This is a genomic window from Glycocaulis sp., from assembly GCF_051859565.1.
Lineage (GTDB): Bacteria > Pseudomonadota > Alphaproteobacteria > Caulobacterales > Maricaulaceae > Glycocaulis.
In genome coordinates this window covers 237301-252941 of record NZ_JBHYFK010000001.1, presented here as the reverse complement: position 1 = coordinate 252941, position 15641 = coordinate 237301, and the positions used below count along the sequence as shown (strand labels likewise).

16 protein-coding genes are annotated in these 15641 nt (G+C 64.4%); 13 read left to right on the top strand and 3 right to left on the bottom strand.

Annotation, left to right across the window (positions count from 1 at the left end; all coding sequences use genetic code 11):
* Positions 1–82 precede the first annotated feature (82 nt).
* From miaB to ACTIGC_RS01160, 9 genes are all read left to right on the top strand, one after another.
* Positions 83–1489, top strand: a complete 1407-nt coding sequence (miaB, locus tag ACTIGC_RS01200; RefSeq protein WP_439632671.1) for a tRNA (N6-isopentenyl adenosine(37)-C2)-methylthiotransferase MiaB — start codon at positions 83–85, stop codon at positions 1487–1489.
* On the top strand, positions 1486–2484 hold the full coding sequence (locus tag ACTIGC_RS01195; RefSeq protein WP_439632670.1) for a PhoH family protein: 999 nt from the start codon (positions 1486–1488) through the stop codon (positions 2482–2484). The genes miaB and ACTIGC_RS01195 overlap by 4 nt, the downstream gene beginning before the upstream one ends.
* Positions 2474–2938, top strand: coding sequence for an rRNA maturation RNase YbeY (ybeY, locus tag ACTIGC_RS01190; protein ID WP_439632669.1), 465 nt, complete (start codon positions 2474–2476; stop codon positions 2936–2938). The genes ACTIGC_RS01195 and ybeY overlap by 11 nt, the downstream gene beginning before the upstream one ends.
* Positions 2935–3846 (top strand): hemolysin family protein, encoded by a 912-nt coding sequence (locus ACTIGC_RS01185; protein WP_439632668.1) that lies wholly within the window; start codon positions 2935–2937, stop codon positions 3844–3846. Before ybeY ends, ACTIGC_RS01185 begins: the two co-directional genes overlap by 4 nt.
* A 14-nt stretch (positions 3847–3860) precedes the next feature.
* Positions 3861–5462 carry an apolipoprotein N-acyltransferase gene (gene lnt, locus ACTIGC_RS01180; RefSeq protein WP_439632667.1) on the top strand — a complete coding sequence of 534 codons (1602 nt, stop codon included), beginning with the start codon at positions 3861–3863 and terminating at the stop codon, positions 5460–5462.
* A gap of 90 nt (positions 5463–5552) precedes the next feature.
* Entirely contained in the window at positions 5553–5972 is a 420-nt protein-coding gene (locus ACTIGC_RS01175; protein ID WP_439632666.1) for a helix-turn-helix domain-containing protein, read from the top strand.
* Positions 5973–6045: 73 nt separating this feature from the next.
* Positions 6046–7230, top strand: coding sequence for a methionine adenosyltransferase (metK, locus tag ACTIGC_RS01170; RefSeq protein ID WP_439632665.1), 1185 nt, complete (start codon positions 6046–6048; stop codon positions 7228–7230).
* Between the two features lie 4 nt (positions 7231–7234).
* Entirely contained in the window at positions 7235–7924 is a 690-nt protein-coding gene (trmB, locus tag ACTIGC_RS01165) for a tRNA (guanosine(46)-N7)-methyltransferase TrmB (protein ID WP_439632664.1), read from the top strand.
* A 263-nt stretch (positions 7925–8187) separates the two neighbouring features.
* Entirely contained in the window at positions 8188–8958 is a 771-nt protein-coding gene (locus tag ACTIGC_RS01160) for a Bax inhibitor-1/YccA family protein (protein ID WP_439632663.1), read from the top strand.
* 64 nt (positions 8959–9022) lie between these two features.
* Here the strand turns inward: ACTIGC_RS01160 and ACTIGC_RS01155 are convergent, their stop codons facing one another.
* Positions 9023–9349 carry a DUF2794 domain-containing protein gene (locus tag ACTIGC_RS01155; RefSeq protein ID WP_439632662.1) on the bottom strand — a complete coding sequence of 109 codons (327 nt, stop codon included), beginning with the start codon at positions 9347–9349 and terminating at the stop codon, positions 9023–9025.
* Between the two features lie 332 nt (positions 9350–9681).
* Between ACTIGC_RS01155 and ACTIGC_RS01150 the strand changes: the two genes are divergently transcribed.
* Genes ACTIGC_RS01150 through ACTIGC_RS01135 form a run of 4 tightly spaced genes read left to right on the top strand, consistent with a single transcriptional unit; the run spans position 9682 to position 14055 of the window.
* A complete protein-coding gene (locus ACTIGC_RS01150) occupies positions 9682–10449 on the top strand; it encodes an ABC transporter ATP-binding protein (RefSeq protein WP_439632661.1) in 768 nt (255 codons plus the stop codon).
* Complete coding sequence (locus tag ACTIGC_RS01145; RefSeq protein ID WP_127565181.1) at positions 10446–11186, top strand: ABC transporter permease; 741 nt, start codon at positions 10446–10448, stop codon at positions 11184–11186. The genes ACTIGC_RS01150 and ACTIGC_RS01145 overlap by 4 nt, the downstream gene beginning before the upstream one ends.
* Complete coding sequence (locus tag ACTIGC_RS01140; RefSeq protein WP_439632660.1) at positions 11183–13021, top strand: GldG family protein; 1839 nt, start codon at positions 11183–11185, stop codon at positions 13019–13021. The genes ACTIGC_RS01145 and ACTIGC_RS01140 overlap by 4 nt, the downstream gene beginning before the upstream one ends.
* On the top strand, positions 13018–14055 hold the full coding sequence (locus ACTIGC_RS01135; protein WP_439632659.1) for a DUF4340 domain-containing protein: 1038 nt from the start codon (positions 13018–13020) through the stop codon (positions 14053–14055). Before ACTIGC_RS01140 ends, ACTIGC_RS01135 begins: the two co-directional genes overlap by 4 nt.
* A gap of 1 nt (position 14056) precedes the next feature.
* On the opposite strand, the gene ACTIGC_RS01130 is transcribed toward ACTIGC_RS01135, so the two are convergent.
* Both ACTIGC_RS01130 and ACTIGC_RS01125 read right to left on the bottom strand, forming a co-directional pair.
* Positions 14057–14788 carry a DUF1223 domain-containing protein gene (locus ACTIGC_RS01130; RefSeq protein ID WP_439632658.1) on the bottom strand — a complete coding sequence of 244 codons (732 nt, stop codon included), beginning with the start codon at positions 14786–14788 and terminating at the stop codon, positions 14057–14059.
* 86 nt (positions 14789–14874) lie between these two features.
* Complete coding sequence (locus ACTIGC_RS01125; RefSeq protein ID WP_439632657.1) at positions 14875–15594, bottom strand: inner membrane-spanning protein YciB; 720 nt, start codon at positions 15592–15594, stop codon at positions 14875–14877.
* Positions 15595–15641: the final 47 nt, after the last annotated feature.

Below are 15641 nucleotides of genomic sequence, written 5' to 3'. Positions count from 1 at the left end.
CGCGCTGGGCATTTCACCCATAACCGCCTGAGAAGCGCGCCGAGGATATCCACAGCGCGCATTCGCCTTTCAGGACCACCTGATGACCGCAGAGACCATGACCATCGAGACGGCCAAAACGGCTCGCAAACGCCTCTTCATCCGCACCTATGGGTGCCAGATGAATGTGTATGATTCAGAGCGCATGCGCGATCTGCTGGTCCCGCTCGGCTATGAGCCGGCGGATGCGCCCGAGGGCGCCGACCTTGTCATCCTCAATACCTGCCATATCCGCGAGAAGGCCGCCGAGAAGGTCTATTCCGAGCTGGGGCGTCTGAAGCCGCTGAAAGCCGAGAAGGAAGCCGCTGGCGGGCAGATGACCGTGACGGTCGCTGGCTGCGTGGCGCAGGCCGAAGGCGCGGAAATCCAGCGCCGCGCGCCGGTCGTCGATCTGGTCGTCGGCCCGCAGACCTATCACCGCCTGCCCGAACTGATCGCGCGGGTCCATCGCGAGCGCGGCGAGGCGCTGGAGACCGAGTTCGAGGTCGAGGAAAAGTTCGACGCGCTGGCGGCCCCCAAGCGTCATGTGGAGGGTTATAGCGCCTTCGTGACGGTGCAGGAGGGCTGCGACAAGTTCTGCTCCTTCTGCGTGGTGCCCTATACGCGCGGCGCGGAATATTCGCGTCCCGCCGCCCAGATCACCGCCGAAGTGCGCGCGCTGGCAGCCCAAGGCGTGCGCGAGATCACCCTGCTGGGCCAGAACGTCAACGCCTATTCGGGCGAAGCGCCTGCAGGCGAGGAGGCAGGCGGGCGCTGGGGACTGGCGCGCCTGATCCGGCACCTGGCGATGATTGGCGGGATTGACCGCATCCGCTTCACCACCTCCCACCCGAACGACATGGATGAGGATCTGATCGAGGCTTTCGCATCAGAAGAAAAGCTGATGCCCTATCTGCACCTGCCGGTACAGGCGGGCTCTGACCGCATCCTCAAGGCCATGAACCGCAAGCACACAGCGGCGGATTATATAGCGCTCATCGAGCGGCTGCGTGTCCTGCGCCCCGACATCGCCCTCTCCGGAGATTTCATTGTCGGCTTCCCCGGCGAGCAGGAAAGCGATTTTGCCGATACGATGAAGCTGGTCGAGACGGTTGGCTATGCATCGGCCTTCTCCTTCAAGTATTCGCGCCGTCCCGGCACGCCGGGCGCGGCCATGGCAGGCCAGGTGGATGAAGCGGTGAAGACCGAGCGCCTTGCCCGCCTGCAGGCCCTGCTGGACACCCAGCAGCAGGCCTTCAACGCGTCGATGGTGGGCAAGAGCCTGCCCGTGCTCTTTGAACGTAAGGGGCGCAATCCCGGCCAGCTGGGCGGGCGCAGCCCGTATCTGCAAGGTGTCCACTGTGATGGCCCTGCGAGCCTTATCGGCCAGATCGCCATGGTAGAGATCGTCTCTGCCTCGAAGAACGCACTTGGCGGCCGCCTGCTGAGCGGGGAGAGCTGCGCCGCGTGAGCCGGACCCCGCGACCCAAGCGCACAGAGCGCGCACCTGCAGAGACCCTGCATTTCGATGAAGCGGCCCATGTGCGTGCGCTGGCAGGCCCCGGCCATGCCAATCTGATCGCGCTGGAAACCGAGCTTGGCGTGCATGTCGAGGCGCCTGGTGGCGGCCAGCTATTGCTGTCGGGCGGAGACAAGCGCGCGAGAACTGATGCCTCCCGCGTGGTCCATGCGCTCTATGCGCGCGCCGAATCCGGGCTGGTCATCGACCCTGAAACCGTGCGCGCGGCCTGCCGTATGGACGACACGCCCGTCAGCGCCGGCGACGAAACCATTATCCGCGTGCCGCGCGGGGTGAGCTTTGCTGCCCGCACCAATGGCCAGGCAGACTATGTGCGCGCGCTGAAGGATGAAGACCGCTACGACATGATTTTTGGTGTCGGGCCTGCCGGCACCGGCAAGACCTTGCTCGCAGTTGCGTGGGGCGCGGCAAAGCTCGCGCGCGGCGAGATCGACCGCCTGGTCATCACCCGTCCTGCGGTGGAAGCTGGTGAGCGCCTCGGCTTCCTGCCGGGCGATCTCAACGAGAAGATCGATCCTTATCTCCTGCCGATCTGGGATTCCTTACGCGATGCGCTGACCCAGAAGGTGGTCGACAAGATGCGTGAGGAGCGCCGTATCGAGGTAGCCCCGCTCGCCTTCATGCGCGGGCGCACGCTCAACCGGGCCTTCATAGTCTGTGACGAGGCCCAGAACACCACCCGCGCCCAGATGCGCATGATGCTGACCCGGCTGGGTCAGGGGTCGCGCATGGCGGTTACCGGCGATCCCTCACAGGTTGATCTGGGCCCGCGCGAACCGTCCGGGCTGGCCGATGCGCTCGACATCCTCTCTGGCGTGCCGCGCATTGCGGTCACACGGTTTACCCGCGCCGATGTGGTCCGCCACGATCTCGTTGGGATGATCGTCGATGCCTATGAACGTGCGGATGCCAAGCATGGCGGATGAGGGCACCTGCGAGATCGTGATCGAGCACGAAGGCTGGCAGGCGGTGGCCGGGCTGGAGGCGCGCTGCCTTGAGGCGGTGTCAGCCGTCCTTGCAATGATCGAAGACCCCCGCCCCGGCCCGGCCGTGATCCTGTTTACCGGCGATGGCGAACTGCAATCGCTGAACCAGCGCTTCCGGGGCAAGGACAAGCCGACCAATGTATTGTCCTTCCCGGCGCCGGAATCGGAACAGTATCCGGGCGATATTGCTCTTGCTTTCGAGACCTGTCAGGCGGAAGCGAACACGCGCGCCATTGCGCTTGTGGATCACGCGGCCCATCTTGCGGTACACGGCGTTCTTCATCTTAACGGTTTTGACCATAAGGAAGAGGCCGAGGCAGAACAGATGGAGGCAGTGGAAATCGCGGCTCTGGCCCGGCTGGGCATCGCGAATCCCTATAAAGAACGCATATGAGCGTGATGAGTGACGATCCGCCAAGACGAAGTCTCATGGCCCGGCTGAAAGGCGCCATTCACCGGCGCCCCGTCCCGGACCTCGCGGCAGCTCTCCATACGGAGACCCACGAGGCCGGCACAAACCAGGCGGGCCAGACTGTTGACCGGGAACTCTCCTTCAATGTGAACGCACTGGATGCGCTGCGTGTGGCCGATGTGATGGTGCCGCGCGCCGATATCGTGGCCATGGAGATCGACACTGCGCTGGGCGATGCAGCGCGCCTGTTCGCCGACGCATCCCATTCGCGCCTGCCGGTCTATCGTGAAACGCTCGACGATCCGGTCGGCGTGGTTCACATCAAGGATCTCATCGCGCATCTGGCCGGCAATCCCGATGGCCAGCGCCCGGAAGACTGGGCGGCGGCAAAAATCCTGCCGCAGGTACGCCGTCCCCTGCTCTATGTCCCGCCCTCAATGCGCGCCGCCGACCTGCTGGTGCGGATGAAGTCACGCCGCATGCACATGGCGCTGGTCGTCGATGAATTTGGCGGCACGGACGGGCTGGTGACGCTGGAAGACCTGCTGGAGCCGATCGTTGGCGAGATTGATGACGAACATGACGAGGCCGAAGGCCCGCTGATCCGGGCGCGCGGCCCCCATGTCTGGGAAGCGGACGCACGCACGTCGCTTGATGAGCTGGCCGAGGCAATCGGCCGTCCGGTTGCCACCGAAGACGAGATCGAGGATGTCGATACGCTGGGCGGACTTGTCTTCATGCTGACAGGACGTGTGCCTGAACGCGGTGAGGTGATCGCCCACTCAACCGGGCTGGAGTTCGAGATTCTCGATTCCGATCCGCGGCGCATCCGACGGGTACGTATCCGTTCGCGCAAGGACGGCGCGGGAGACGCCGGAAATCTGCAATAATGCGCGCAGCTGACATGGTCCGCCGCGGAGCACGCGTCAGCGTGGCACTGCTTGACTGGTGGCAGGCCGCGCGCGGCTGGCGCATCGGGCTTGCCCTGTTTGTACTCGGCTTTCTCTCCACGCTGGCCCATGCACCCTTCCACTCCGTTCCAGCACTGATTTTCGGTCTTGTCCTGCTGGTCCTCTCTCTGGACGCGGCGCGGCGGCGGGAGCGGCGCTTGCGCGCCGGCTTCTGGCGGGGCTGGACATTTGCCGCCGGTTATTTCCTTGGCAGCACTTGGTGGGTCGCCAATGCCTTCCTCGTCAGCGCGGAGGAACATGCCTGGCTGATCTGGGCGCCTTTGACCCTGCTGCCGGGCGGGCTTGCCCTGTTCTGGGGGCTGGCGGCGAGCCTCTATGTCCGCTTTGCCCCCGAGGGCCCGATGCGCATCGGCCTGTTCGCCGCGCTGTTCACCCTCGTTGAGTTTGCCCGCTCGGTGCTGTTCTCGGGCTTCCCGTGGAATCTGCCCGGCCATGTGTTCGAGGCAGGTACACCTGTCAGCCAGATGGCAAGCCTTATTGGCGCGCTGGGCCTTTCAGCCTTCGTGCTTTTCGCCTTTGCCAGCCCGGCGGCCCTCTCCGGGCGCGGTCACTGGCTGGTGCGCGCGGCGCCACTGGCCCTGAGTACCGTGATGCTGGCGGGCATGTGGGGCTGGGGTAGTGCGCGGCTGGCCGGAGCTGAAGACAGCCTCACCGATACACGGCTGCGCATCGTGCAGGTCAATGTCGATCAGCGCGAAAAGCGCTTCGCCAACCGGCTGCCCATTCTCCAGACCTATCTGGACCTGACGATGCAGCCCGGCCTTGAAGATGTGGACGCGGTCATCTGGCCCGAAGGCGCCATTCCTACCGTGATGCTGGAAGACAGCTCCGTTCTCATGAGAATCGAGGACACGCTGCCGCACGGCACGCGGCTGTGGAGCGGCGTCACCCGCCGCGAGCGCTTCCCCGAGGGCGAGCTTTACTACAACTCGCTGGCCGCGCTGCATTTCGAGGGCGGAGCCGGGGCGGTCGAGGCGATTTATGACAAGGTGCGTCTGGTGCCGTTTGGTGAGGGCAATCCGGTCCAGCTGATCACCGGGCTGTTCGGCTTCACCACCCTGTCCATGAACGCGCCCTATTACACGCCGGGGCCGGGAGCGCAGACCTTGCAGATAGCCGGCACTCCTGCCTTCGCGCCCCTGATCTGCTATGAGGTGATTTTTCCGCGCTTCGCCCCACGCGGAGAAAACCGGCCTGGCTTCCTTTTGAACATTTCCAACGACGCCTGGTATGGAAATTCGGCAGGTCCGCGCCAACATCTCAATCAGGCGCGCTACCGGGCCATCGAAGAAGGCCTGCCCATGGTGCGCTCGGCCTCGCTAGGAGCATCGGGCCTGATTGATGCCTATGGCCGCGCGGTCCGGTTGAGCGATCCGCAAATGAACGAAACGCTTGACATAAACGTGCCTTCAGCGCTCCAACCAGTGACATATGCAATTTACGGGAATATCCCATGGATTGTGTGTGGGCTTCTATTACTTGGTTGCCTGCAACTTGCCGTTTTCATTGCCTCTGCCCGAAACCAGAGACAGTAACACCGGAGATTGTTTTCACTTCGTTTGTGAAACCCACTGTGCTATTGTTATCAAGGACATGCGGGCCTGTTTATTCGAGGATAGTTTGTCATGTCGCCCAATCCGCGAGAACCCAACCCGATTGACCGTCATGTCGGTTCGCGCGTCCGCCTGCGCCGGCAGATGATGGAGATGAGCCAGGAGAAGCTTGGCGAGGAACTCGGCGTCACCTTTCAGCAGGTGCAGAAGTATGAGCGCGGGGCCAACCGCATTGGCGCAGGGCGGCTCTGGCATCTGGCGCGGGTTCTCGAAGTTCCGGTGGCCTTCTTCTATGAGGGAGCAACCAGCACCGCCCAGCAGCCCACAGGCTTTGCCGAAGGCGACCAGACCCCGATCGTCAACGACTTCCTGCAATCGCCGGATGGCGTTGCGCTCGCGCAGGCCTTCTCGAAGATCACCGACCCCAAGGTGCGCCGCCGCGTACTGGAGCTCGTCCGCTCTCTGGCCGACAGCGATCAGGCCGGCGAATAGGGCGAGCACACACTTACACGCTTGCGTTCGCGGCCCAGATGGTCTTTAAGCCCGCATATAAAGGAAGCTTTATATGAGGTCGCTAGTGGCGCGTTCATCCTATATCTTTACCAGCGAGAGTGTATCCGAAGGCCATCCTGACAAGGTCTGTGACCGGATTTCCGACACGATTGTCGACCTCTACCTGGCCAAGGACCCGGTTGCCCGGGTGGCTTGCGAGACGCTGACCACGACCAACCGGATTGTTCTGGCAGGCGAGGTGCGCAGCGCCCATGACGTCTCCAGCGACGAGATCGAGGCGGCGGTGCGCGCGGCGGTAAAGGATATCGGCTACGAGCAGGACGGCTTCCACTGGGAAACGGCGGCCTTCTCCAACTATCTCCACGAACAGTCCGCCGACATCGCGGCCGGTGTGGATGAGGGCACCGGCTCCTACACCGAGGAAGGCGCGGGCGATCAGGGCATCATGTTCGGCTTTGCCACCGACGAGACGCCCGAGCTGATGCCTGCCCCCATCCTCTATTCCCACCAGATACTGAAAGAGATGGCGCGCCTGCGCAAAACGGGCGCCGTCAGGCAGTTCGAGCCGGACGCCAAGTCGCAGGTTTCGCTGCGTTATGAGAATGGCCGCCCTGTCGGTGTGACCAGCGTGGTCGTCTCCACCCAGCACACCGCCTCCACCTCGCTCGATGAGGTGCGTGAGCTGGTACGTCCGGTGGTAAAGTCGGTCCTGCCCGAGGGCTGGTTCCCGCCCGAGGACGAGTTCTATGTGAACCCGACCGGCAAGTTCGTCATTGGCGGGCCTGACGGCGATGCCGGCCTGACGGGCCGCAAGATCATCGTGGACACTTATGGCGGCGCGGCCCCCCATGGCGGCGGCGCGTTCTCCGGCAAGGATCCGACCAAGGTGGACCGCTCGGCGGCCTATGCCGCGCGCTATCTGGCCAAGAATGTCGTGGCTGCAGGCCTGGCACGCAAATGCACCATCCAGCTCGCCTATGCCATCGGCGTGGCCAAGCCTCTGGCGGTCTATGTTGATCTGCACGGGACCGGGCAGATTGATGAAGCCAGGCTGGAGAGCGTCCTGCCGCAGCTGATGAATTTGTCGCCGCGCGGCATCCGCACCCATCTCCAGCTCAACAAGCCCATCTATGCGCGCACGGCGGCCTATGGCCATTTCGGCCGCACGCCGGACGCTGATGGCGGCTTCTCCTGGGAGAAGACCGACCTCGTTGACCAGCTCAAGGGCCTTGCCTGACGCCATGAGTGACGCGCCGCACCCCCAGTCGCGCCGCCTTTACGGGCGGGCGAAGGGCCATCCCCTGTCCGCGCGCCAGCAGCAGCTTGTCGACACGATGTTGCCGGGGCTGAGCTGGGCCGATGAGGGCGCGCTTGATCCGCGCGCCCTGCTGGCGGGCTTTGACACCCATGTGCTGGAGATTGGCTTTGGCGCCGCTGAACACCTGACCGGACAGGCGGCGCGTGCGCCGGATACCGGATTTCTGGGCATTGAGCCCTTCCTCAATGGCGTCGCCAAGGCGCTGGCGGGCATTCAGGAGCACGGGCTTTCCAATGTTCGCGTGAAGCGCGCCGATGCGCGTGACGAGATCGAGCGCATGCCCGATGCCTCATTTGACCGGGTATTCCTGCTCTTTCCTGATCCCTGGCCGAAAAAGCGCCACGCCGTCCGCCGGTTTGTGCAGGAAGATACGGCAGCGCAGCTGGCGCGTATCCTCAAGCCCGGTGGCACTTTGCGTGTCGCCACCGATGTGCGCGTCTATGCCGACTGGGCGCTGCCCCTGCTTCTGGACGTGCCAGAGTTCAGCTGGACGGCCAGCGGCGCCGATGACTGGCGTGTCGCGCCCGCCGACCACATCACGACGCGCTACCAGTCCAAGCATCTGGGCGATATCGACCCGGTCTTCATGGATTTCGAGCGCAAAGCCGCCTGACGCAGTTTTTCTGAACGCTCAGCTCATCCCCCGCCTCCGCGGGGGCAGGCCGGGCTTCACGCCTCGCATAGGCTCGGGCGGGCGGCCTGTCCTCGACTTGATCGGGGATCGCCCTTGCGGCGCTGTGCGCCGGACCGCCTGACGCACAATATCAGCCGGTTTTCCTTGAACTGCGCGGGTTTCACCCTGATATATAGCTCCAAGCGTGGGTGCCTTCGCACCCGTCCGCTGCCCCTGTTTGCAATGAGGTTAGTGAGACACCCATGAACCAGTTTTCCAGACCCGCCTATGGCGCAGGCACGCTCGACACATCTGTCGATGCCGGGCTTCGCAGCTTCATGCTGGGCGTCTACAACAAGATGGCCCTTGGCCTCCTTGTGTCGGGCGCACTGGCCTTCCTGATCGGCAGCGCGGCCATTCCGGCCCTGACGCAGGCGGTGCTGACCCCGCCGCTGATCTTCGTCATCCAGTTCGGTCCCATCGCGCTGCTCTTCGGCTCGATGTTCTTCATGCGTAATCCCTCGCCCATCGGATCGGCCGTTCTCTACTGGGCGATTGTCGCCCTTATCGGGTCGGGCCTTTCGATCTGGGTCGCGCTCGCCATGAGCGGTGTGACCGGCGAGACCATGTCGGGCACGACGCTGAACATCAGCTTCGGCACCATCGCACAGGCCTTTGCCATCACGGCGGCGGCCTTCCTGGGCCTGTCGCTTTATGGCTATACCACGAAGACGAACCTGCAGCCCTTGCGCGTCTTCCTGTTCATGGGCGTACTGGGTGTGCTCGCCATCGGCATCATCAACAGCTTCTTTATCCAGTCGAGCGGCATGGAAATGCTGATCCAGCTGGCGGTTCTGGTTCTGATGGCGGGCGTTACTGCCTGGCAAACGCAGAGCCTGAAGCTCACCTATGCCAGCATTGCCGGTGACCAGCGCTCCATGGCGGTGATGACCAATTACGGCGCGCTGAACCTCTACATCGCGTTCGTGAACATGTTCCAGGTCATCCTGATGCTGCTGGGCAATCGCGACTAGGCTTCAAACGCCTTTCTAACTCGAAACGCCCCGGTCATCTGGCCGGGGCGTTTTTTGTTTTGCCTCACGCCAGACGCAGGCGCGCCTTGTCGAAAACCTTGAGCACCAGATGCAGCTCGTGGCCGCGCTTGAGGATCACGCCCGTGGCCGACACTATCTTCCACGCGCCCTGCTTTCGCGCATCGGCGGGTGTCTTGACGATACGGTAGAGGGGAAACTCGGCGGCGTGGCGGAAGACGGAAAACTCCGCGCGGTCTTTGAGACCATCAATCGCGTAGTCGCGCCATTCGCCCGCTGCCACCATCATTCCATAGACACGCAAAATCGTATCCAGCTCGCGGCGATCAAACATCACCTTCGGGCTCGAGGCCTGCGCGTCCAGTGGGGTCATGGCGGGGTCCGGATTGCGAGTCCCCACACACTGCGCGAATTCGGCGCGGCTTACAAAGATTTCATGCTATGCCACAGTCCCGCCTTATTCCCGCCGTCCGCGCGCCTCACCGCGTGCCCATTTTGACCCTGCCGGCCGGTTCCGGGCCACAGGCCTGATCTGGATTTCAGCCCCCCCAGCCCCCCGGATCCGGGCCTGCCGGGCTGGCCGGTACACCCAAAAATTCCGACGCAGAACCTGCAGCCAGAACGCATGATCCGCTAGCCGCGGCGCGCAAGGCACGCTATGGATTTGGCTCATCCCTTTCCTGCCACTCAGGTTCTTGCCCGCCCATGATCGACGCGCATGACCTCGTGAAACATTTCGGCTCCACGCGCGCCGTCGACGGGATCAGCTTTTCCGCGCAGAAGGGCGAGGTCGTTGCCCTGCTCGGCCCTAACGGGGCAGGCAAATCCACCACCATGCGCATGCTGACCGGGTGTCTTGAACCGGATTCGGGCAACGCCCTGATTGCCGGCCATGATGCGGTGCGTGCGCGCCACGCCGCCCAGAGCGCGCTTGGCTATCTGCCCGAGGGCGCCCCCGCCTATCCGGCCATGACACCGCGGGCCTTTGCCCGCTTTCATCTGCGCGTGCGCGGCTTCACCGGCAAAGCGCTTCGTGATGCGGCCGAGCTGGCGCTGGAGCGCGCGCGCATGGGCGAAGCGGCAGACCGGCCCATCGGCATGCTGTCCAAAGGCTTCAAGCGCCGCGCCGCGCTGGCCGCCGCGATTGCCCATGACCCGGCGGTCCTCGTCCTTGATGAGCCGACCGACGGTCTGGACCCCAACCAGAAGGATGGGGTGCGCGCCCTGATCCGCATGATGGCGCCAGAGAAGACCATTTTGATCTCCACCCACCTGCTCGATGAGGTGGAGGCGATCTGTACCCGCGCAATTCTCATCACCGGCGGCCGGATTGTCAGCGATACGACGCCTGCCGGCCTCATCAGCACCGCGCCGGACCAGAGCCTGGCAGGGGCTTTCCGCCTGCTGACGCGCCATAGCGAGGAACAGGCAACGCAAAAGCCGGGACGCAGCCGCAAGGAGGCGTTGCCATGACGCCATTATGGGCTGTCTACCGGCGTGAGCTCGCCGCCTATTTTGAAACGCCGCTGGCCTGGGTGTTCCTGACCGCCTTCTCGATCGCTGCACCCAGCTTTGCCTGGCATGTGGGCGGGTTGTTTGAGTCCGGGCGCGCCGATCTGACACCGCTTTTTGACTATCTGCCCTGGCTTTTGATGGTACTGATGCCCGCGCTGGCCATGCGCGCCTGGGCGGAGGAGCGTGAAACCGGCACGCTGGAAATGCTGCTGGCCGCGCCCATACCGCTATGGGCGGCCGCGCTGGCGAAGTTCCTGGCCGCCTGGACCATCGCCGCGCTGGCACTGGCACTGACTTTTCCTTTGTGGATGGCGGTCAATTATCTGGGCAATCCCGACAATGCCGCCATTGCGACCGCCTATTTTGGCGGGCTGCTGCTGGCTGGCGGGTATCTGGCGATCTCGCAGGCTCTGTCCGGCACCACCTCCAACCAGGTTGTCGCCTTCGTGCTGGCCATGGGGGTTTGCCTTGTCCTCACAGCGGCCGGCCTGCCGCTGGTGCTGGACGCCGTCGCCTCACGCCTGCCCGGCGTGTTTGCCGAGGCCATGGCAGGCCTGTCCGCGCTGTCGCGCTTTGACTCCCTGCGGCGCGGCGTCATCAGCCTGGCTGACCTCATCTATTTCATATCGCTCATCGCCACGGGCCTCGCCCTTGCCATGGCGCTGATCGATACGCGGCGCGGAGGCGGGCGATGAATCCGGCGCGTCTTCTGGCTCTGGTCGTATCCGGTCTGGTGGCGGGTTTTCTGGGCCTGAACCTTCTGGCGAGCCTGTTTGCCGACGGGGTGCGTCTGGACCTCACCGAAGGGCGGCTCTACCAGCTCAGCCCCGGCACGATAGAGGTCATCAACCGGCTGGAAGAGCCGATAACCCTGAATTTCTACTATTCGCGCGGGGCGGCGGCCCGCTATCCGGCGCTGCGCGCCTATGGCGCGCGCGTGCGCGAGCTTTTGCGCGGTGTCGCGGCGCGCTCCGGCGGACGTATCCAGCTTTCAGAAATAGACCCGCAGCCCTTCAGCACGGCAGAAGACGCCGCCATTGCCGCCGGTCTTGAAGCGGTGCCGACAGAAGATGGCGGGCAGCTATTCTTCGGTCTGGCCGGCACCAATACGCTGGACGGCACGCGCATCATCGCCTTTTTCGATCCGGCAGAAGAAGCCCGGCTGGAATATGAGATCGTGCGGGTGATTGCCGAGCTGGAGCGCGCGCGCACCCCTGTCATCGCCATCATTTCCTCCCTGCCCTTCGCGCCGGGACAGGACGGGCGCTCTGCCAATCCCATGATCGATGCCCTCGCGCAGACCTATGATGTGCGCTGGCTGGATGAGCGCTTCAGCGCCATTCCCGACGCCGATGCTCTCTTCCTGCTGCATCCGCCCAACCTGACCGAAGAGCAGCTCTATCTGGTCGACCAGCATGTCCTGCGCCGCGGCCGGGTATTTGTCAGTATCGACCCTCTGGCCCATCTGGCGCTGCGCACAGGGCCGGACGGCCTGCCGCCGGTGAATGCGCTTCGCACCTCACGCCTGCCGCGCCTCCTGTCGCGCTGGGGCATTGGCTATGATCCGACCTATACCGCCATGGACCGCGAGCACGGCCTGCCGGTACAGGTGAATGAGGCGGGCCGGACGCGCACACGCGCCTACCCGCTCTGGTTCTCCGTGCCGCCATCAGGACTGTCCGGCACGATGCCTGCGACGGCGGCTCTGTCCCAGGGGGTGAATTTCGGATCGCCCGGCATCGTGCAACATCTCGGCGGGGAGGCCGATTTCACCGTACTGGCCGCGACCGGGCAGGAAGGTGCGCGCATCGACAGCGATATCGCCGCCACCTCGCCGTCGCCGGATGTGCTGCAGCGTGACTACACACCGGACAGCAACGCGCCGCTGGCCCTTGCCGCGCGGCTGAGCGGCCCTGTCAGCACCGCCTTCCCGGACGGTCCGCCCACTGGCGACATCCGCTTTGAAGCCTCGCAGCACATTACAGGGCCGGCGGACGCGGAGATTATCGTGATCGCTGATGCCGACTGGCTTGATCCGGCCTTCTATCTGCGCGCTGACGGCGCAGGCGGCGAGCAGATGGTGGCTGACAATCTGGCCCTGATGCTGAATCTGGCTGACGCGCTGGCCGGTGATCCGGCACTGGTCAATCTGCGCTCGCGCACCGGATCTGCGCGGCCCATGCTGCGGGTGGAGGCCTTGCGCAGCGAAGCCGAGACGCGCTTCCGGGAGCTGCAGGACGCGCTGCGTGCCGAGCTTTCCGATGCGGAAGGCTCCCTGGCGCGCCTGAGTGCCGCCGGAGAGGCCTCCACGCTCGGCGGAGCCGCTCCGGCAAGCGCCGCGCGCGCGGAGGCTCTCAGGGAGCGTATTGTTGCGGCCCGCGCGGCGCTGCGCGATGTGGAGCGCGGTTTCCGGCGTGAGATCGTGGCGCTGGAAAGCCGTCTGCAATTCTGGACCATCTGGGTGCCGCCCTTGCTGGTGATCGGCCTGGCCATACTGACAACCCTGTTACGGCGGAGGCGGCGCCCATGATCCGTTATCGCCTGTTCGGGCGGCGCGCCCGCCGCGCCTTCATCATCGCCGGGGGCGGCTTCGTACTTCTGGCTGCCGGGACTGTTGCACTGGTGGCCGATGCGGTGCGCGATGCCCGCCCGGACGTGTCCGGGCCGGTTCTGCCGGGCTGGAGCGAGATGGCGGGGCAGGCCGCAGCGATAGAGATCATCACGCCTGACACTCTGTTCCGCATGGAGCGCACACCAGAGGGCTGGACCATGCCGTCGCGGGGCAATTATCCGGTCCGGGCGGAACATCTGGCCGAGCTTGATGCAGGCCTGTCATCACTGAGCTATGCGGCAGCGCTGACCAATGATGCCGGCCGGTTTGACCGGCTGGGCGTGGATGATCCGGCGACAGGCGGATCGGGCACCAGCCTGGTCATCACCGATGCGGACGGGAACCGGCTCGCCTCGCTGATCGTGGGCCATACGCGCGGAGACGACCGGCTCTATATCCGCACCGGCAGACAGGAGCGCGCCTTCGCCGTGCAGGGCAGCCTGCCGGACATTGCCGATCCGGGCCGCTGGCTGGGCCTTGATTTCTTCAATGTGGAGCCGTCACGCATTGCGCGGGCCTATATCGTGCCGGAGAGCGGCCCGGCCTATATTCTGGAACGCGAAAGCCCGGCAACGCGCAATTTCGACCTTGCCAGCCCGCGCACATGGCAGCTGATTACGGCGGGCGCCGCCAACGGGGTCGCCAGCGCCGGCGCGCGCGTGCGCTTCCGCGATGTGGGCGAGGCCAGCGGCGATGCCGGCGCGCCGGTTGCGCTTCACCGCGCCTCCACGTTTGACGGGCTAGTCTATGAGTACCGCTTTTACCGGGAAGAGGGCGCCATCCGGGCCCGGATCAACATCGATGCCAGCGATCACGATGTGATGGACGAGGCGTCGGGCTTGCGCCGCAATGCGCAAGGTTTCTGGTTCACCGTCAGCGAGGACGCCTATGAGCGCATGACCCGGCCGCTTGAGCAGGCCGCCACGCGGTCTGTATCACCGATAATCGATTAAGCTAGTCGCGCAGGCGCGAGGCTGCGACCAGCCGCCCGCCGGGGCCATCCTGCACCAGCACAGCGAGGCCGAAATCCTCCGCCGGACCGGCAAATTCAAGGCTGTAATCGCCGCCATGCCAGTCCTCGAGGCGCTCTAGCGAGGCCACCGTGTTGTGGTGCTCCATCTGTGCGCCCTCATTACGCCCGCCCTCAATTGGCACCACGATGAGGCCGGGCCGGTAGGTGATCGCCCAGACCTCAGCGGGGCTGGCACGCACCGGGCCTTCAAGCTGCAGCTGGACACGCCCGCCGGAAAGCGGGGTCAGGCTGATGGTGCCTGACAAAGGCAGGGTTCTGGCTACGCGCCCCGGCACATCGTCACGGGTGAAGCGCAGACGCTCCGGCCCTCCATTGATGACAAAATGGGGCGTGAACACCCGGCTGGCCTCGCCCGCGCGGATATAATCCTTCTGGCGGTCAGCAAAGGCAGGCTGGGCGAACTGGTCTTCCCAGCCGAACATGTCCCAGTAGTCGACCCCGTAGGAGAGCGCGATCACACCGTCGCGCGCCGCGAAGTCGCCGAAACGGCGATTGGCTTCCACGCAAGGCGGGCAGCCCTGGCTGGTAAACAGCTCCACCACGACCGGCCGGTCCTCGGAATGATCCGGGTTGGGCGTCTCGCCGATACCGGCGGGATAGTGGCCGTCCACAGCAGCAAGTGACAGGGCGAGAAGGATCGGGGTCAACATCATGAACGAACTGTAATGCGGGAGACTCGCACCTGCACAATCAACTCGCCGTGACCATAGTCAAGAGCGCTGGCGCGATTGCGCAACCGCTACTGCGCCGGGCGGGGCTCAGGCTCTGCGGCGTCGGCGTCAGGGCTTTCATCGGCCTCGCCACCCACACCTTCATCATCGCCTTCACCGGGTGCGCGCGCCCATTTCAGCGTGATCGGGATATTGAGGGCCACAAAGACCGCGAAGATCGGATAGGTGCCCAGAAGCCGGAAATTGACCCAGAAGGCTTCCGACAGCTCCAGCCAGTCGAACATGCGCGCGGAGTCCACCACCACGCTGTCGGTGATGTGGCGCCACAGCACTTCGTTGACCGCGGCCAGGAAGATGAAGAACAGCGCCCAGCGGATCGCCAGAATGGTCCAGATGCGCTCTGGCATCTCGAACACGGACGAGAACAGCGCCTTCCACACATTGAAGCCGAAAGCGAAGCTGAACAGGATCGTGAACGCAAACAAGAGGTTGATGATGGTCGGCTTGATGAAGATGAAGATCGGGTCCTGCAGATAGATCGTCATCGCGCCAAAGAGCGTGACGATCACGAAGGTGACAATCAGCATCGGGGGAAAGCGCTTCTGGGAGATAGCCGCATAGGCGAGCGCTATCGCCGTTGCGGCCATGAACAGCCCGGTCGACCAGTAGATCGCGCCCTCGTCCAGCACACGGTTGGCGATATTATAGCTGATCATGAAGACCGCAGCCGGGCCGACATCAACCAGCAGTCTGGACCCTTGGGAGAGTGTCTTGCCGTTGGTGCTCATGCGTGTCCTTGCCTCCGGGGCATCTTCGTCTGCTGGCAGCAGCCTTG

Excerpts from the sequence above, each read along its gene's own strand:
- miaB (WP_439632671.1), top strand. The coding sequence starts at position 83 with ATGACCGCAGAGACCATGACCATCGAGACGGCCAAAACGGCTCGCAAA.
- ybeY (WP_439632669.1), top strand. The coding sequence starts at position 2,474 with ATGGCGGATGAGGGCACCTGCGAGATCGTGATCGAGCACGAAGGCTGG.
- ACTIGC_RS01185 (WP_439632668.1), top strand. The coding sequence starts at position 2,935 with ATGAGCGTGATGAGTGACGATCCGCCAAGACGAAGTCTCATGGCCCGG.
- lnt (WP_439632667.1), top strand. The coding sequence starts at position 3,861 with ATGGTCCGCCGCGGAGCACGCGTCAGCGTGGCACTGCTTGACTGGTGG.
- ACTIGC_RS01175 (WP_439632666.1), top strand. The coding sequence starts at position 5,553 with ATGTCGCCCAATCCGCGAGAACCCAACCCGATTGACCGTCATGTCGGT.
- metK (WP_439632665.1), top strand. The coding sequence starts at position 6,046 with ATGAGGTCGCTAGTGGCGCGTTCATCCTATATCTTTACCAGCGAGAGT.
- trmB (WP_439632664.1), top strand. The coding sequence starts at position 7,235 with ATGAGTGACGCGCCGCACCCCCAGTCGCGCCGCCTTTACGGGCGGGCG.
- ACTIGC_RS01160 (WP_439632663.1), top strand. The coding sequence starts at position 8,188 with ATGAACCAGTTTTCCAGACCCGCCTATGGCGCAGGCACGCTCGACACA.
- ACTIGC_RS01155 (WP_439632662.1), bottom strand. The coding sequence starts at position 9,349 with ATGACCCCACTGGACGCGCAGGCCTCGAGCCCGAAGGTGATGTTTGAT.
- ACTIGC_RS01150 (WP_439632661.1), top strand. The coding sequence starts at position 9,682 with ATGATCGACGCGCATGACCTCGTGAAACATTTCGGCTCCACGCGCGCC.
- ACTIGC_RS01145 (WP_127565181.1), top strand. The coding sequence starts at position 10,446 with ATGACGCCATTATGGGCTGTCTACCGGCGTGAGCTCGCCGCCTATTTT.
- ACTIGC_RS01140 (WP_439632660.1), top strand. The coding sequence starts at position 11,183 with ATGAATCCGGCGCGTCTTCTGGCTCTGGTCGTATCCGGTCTGGTGGCG.
- ACTIGC_RS01135 (WP_439632659.1), top strand. The coding sequence starts at position 13,018 with ATGATCCGTTATCGCCTGTTCGGGCGGCGCGCCCGCCGCGCCTTCATC.
- ACTIGC_RS01130 (WP_439632658.1), bottom strand. The coding sequence starts at position 14,788 with ATGATGTTGACCCCGATCCTTCTCGCCCTGTCACTTGCTGCTGTGGAC.
- ACTIGC_RS01125 (WP_439632657.1), bottom strand. The coding sequence starts at position 15,594 with ATGAGCACCAACGGCAAGACACTCTCCCAAGGGTCCAGACTGCTGGTT.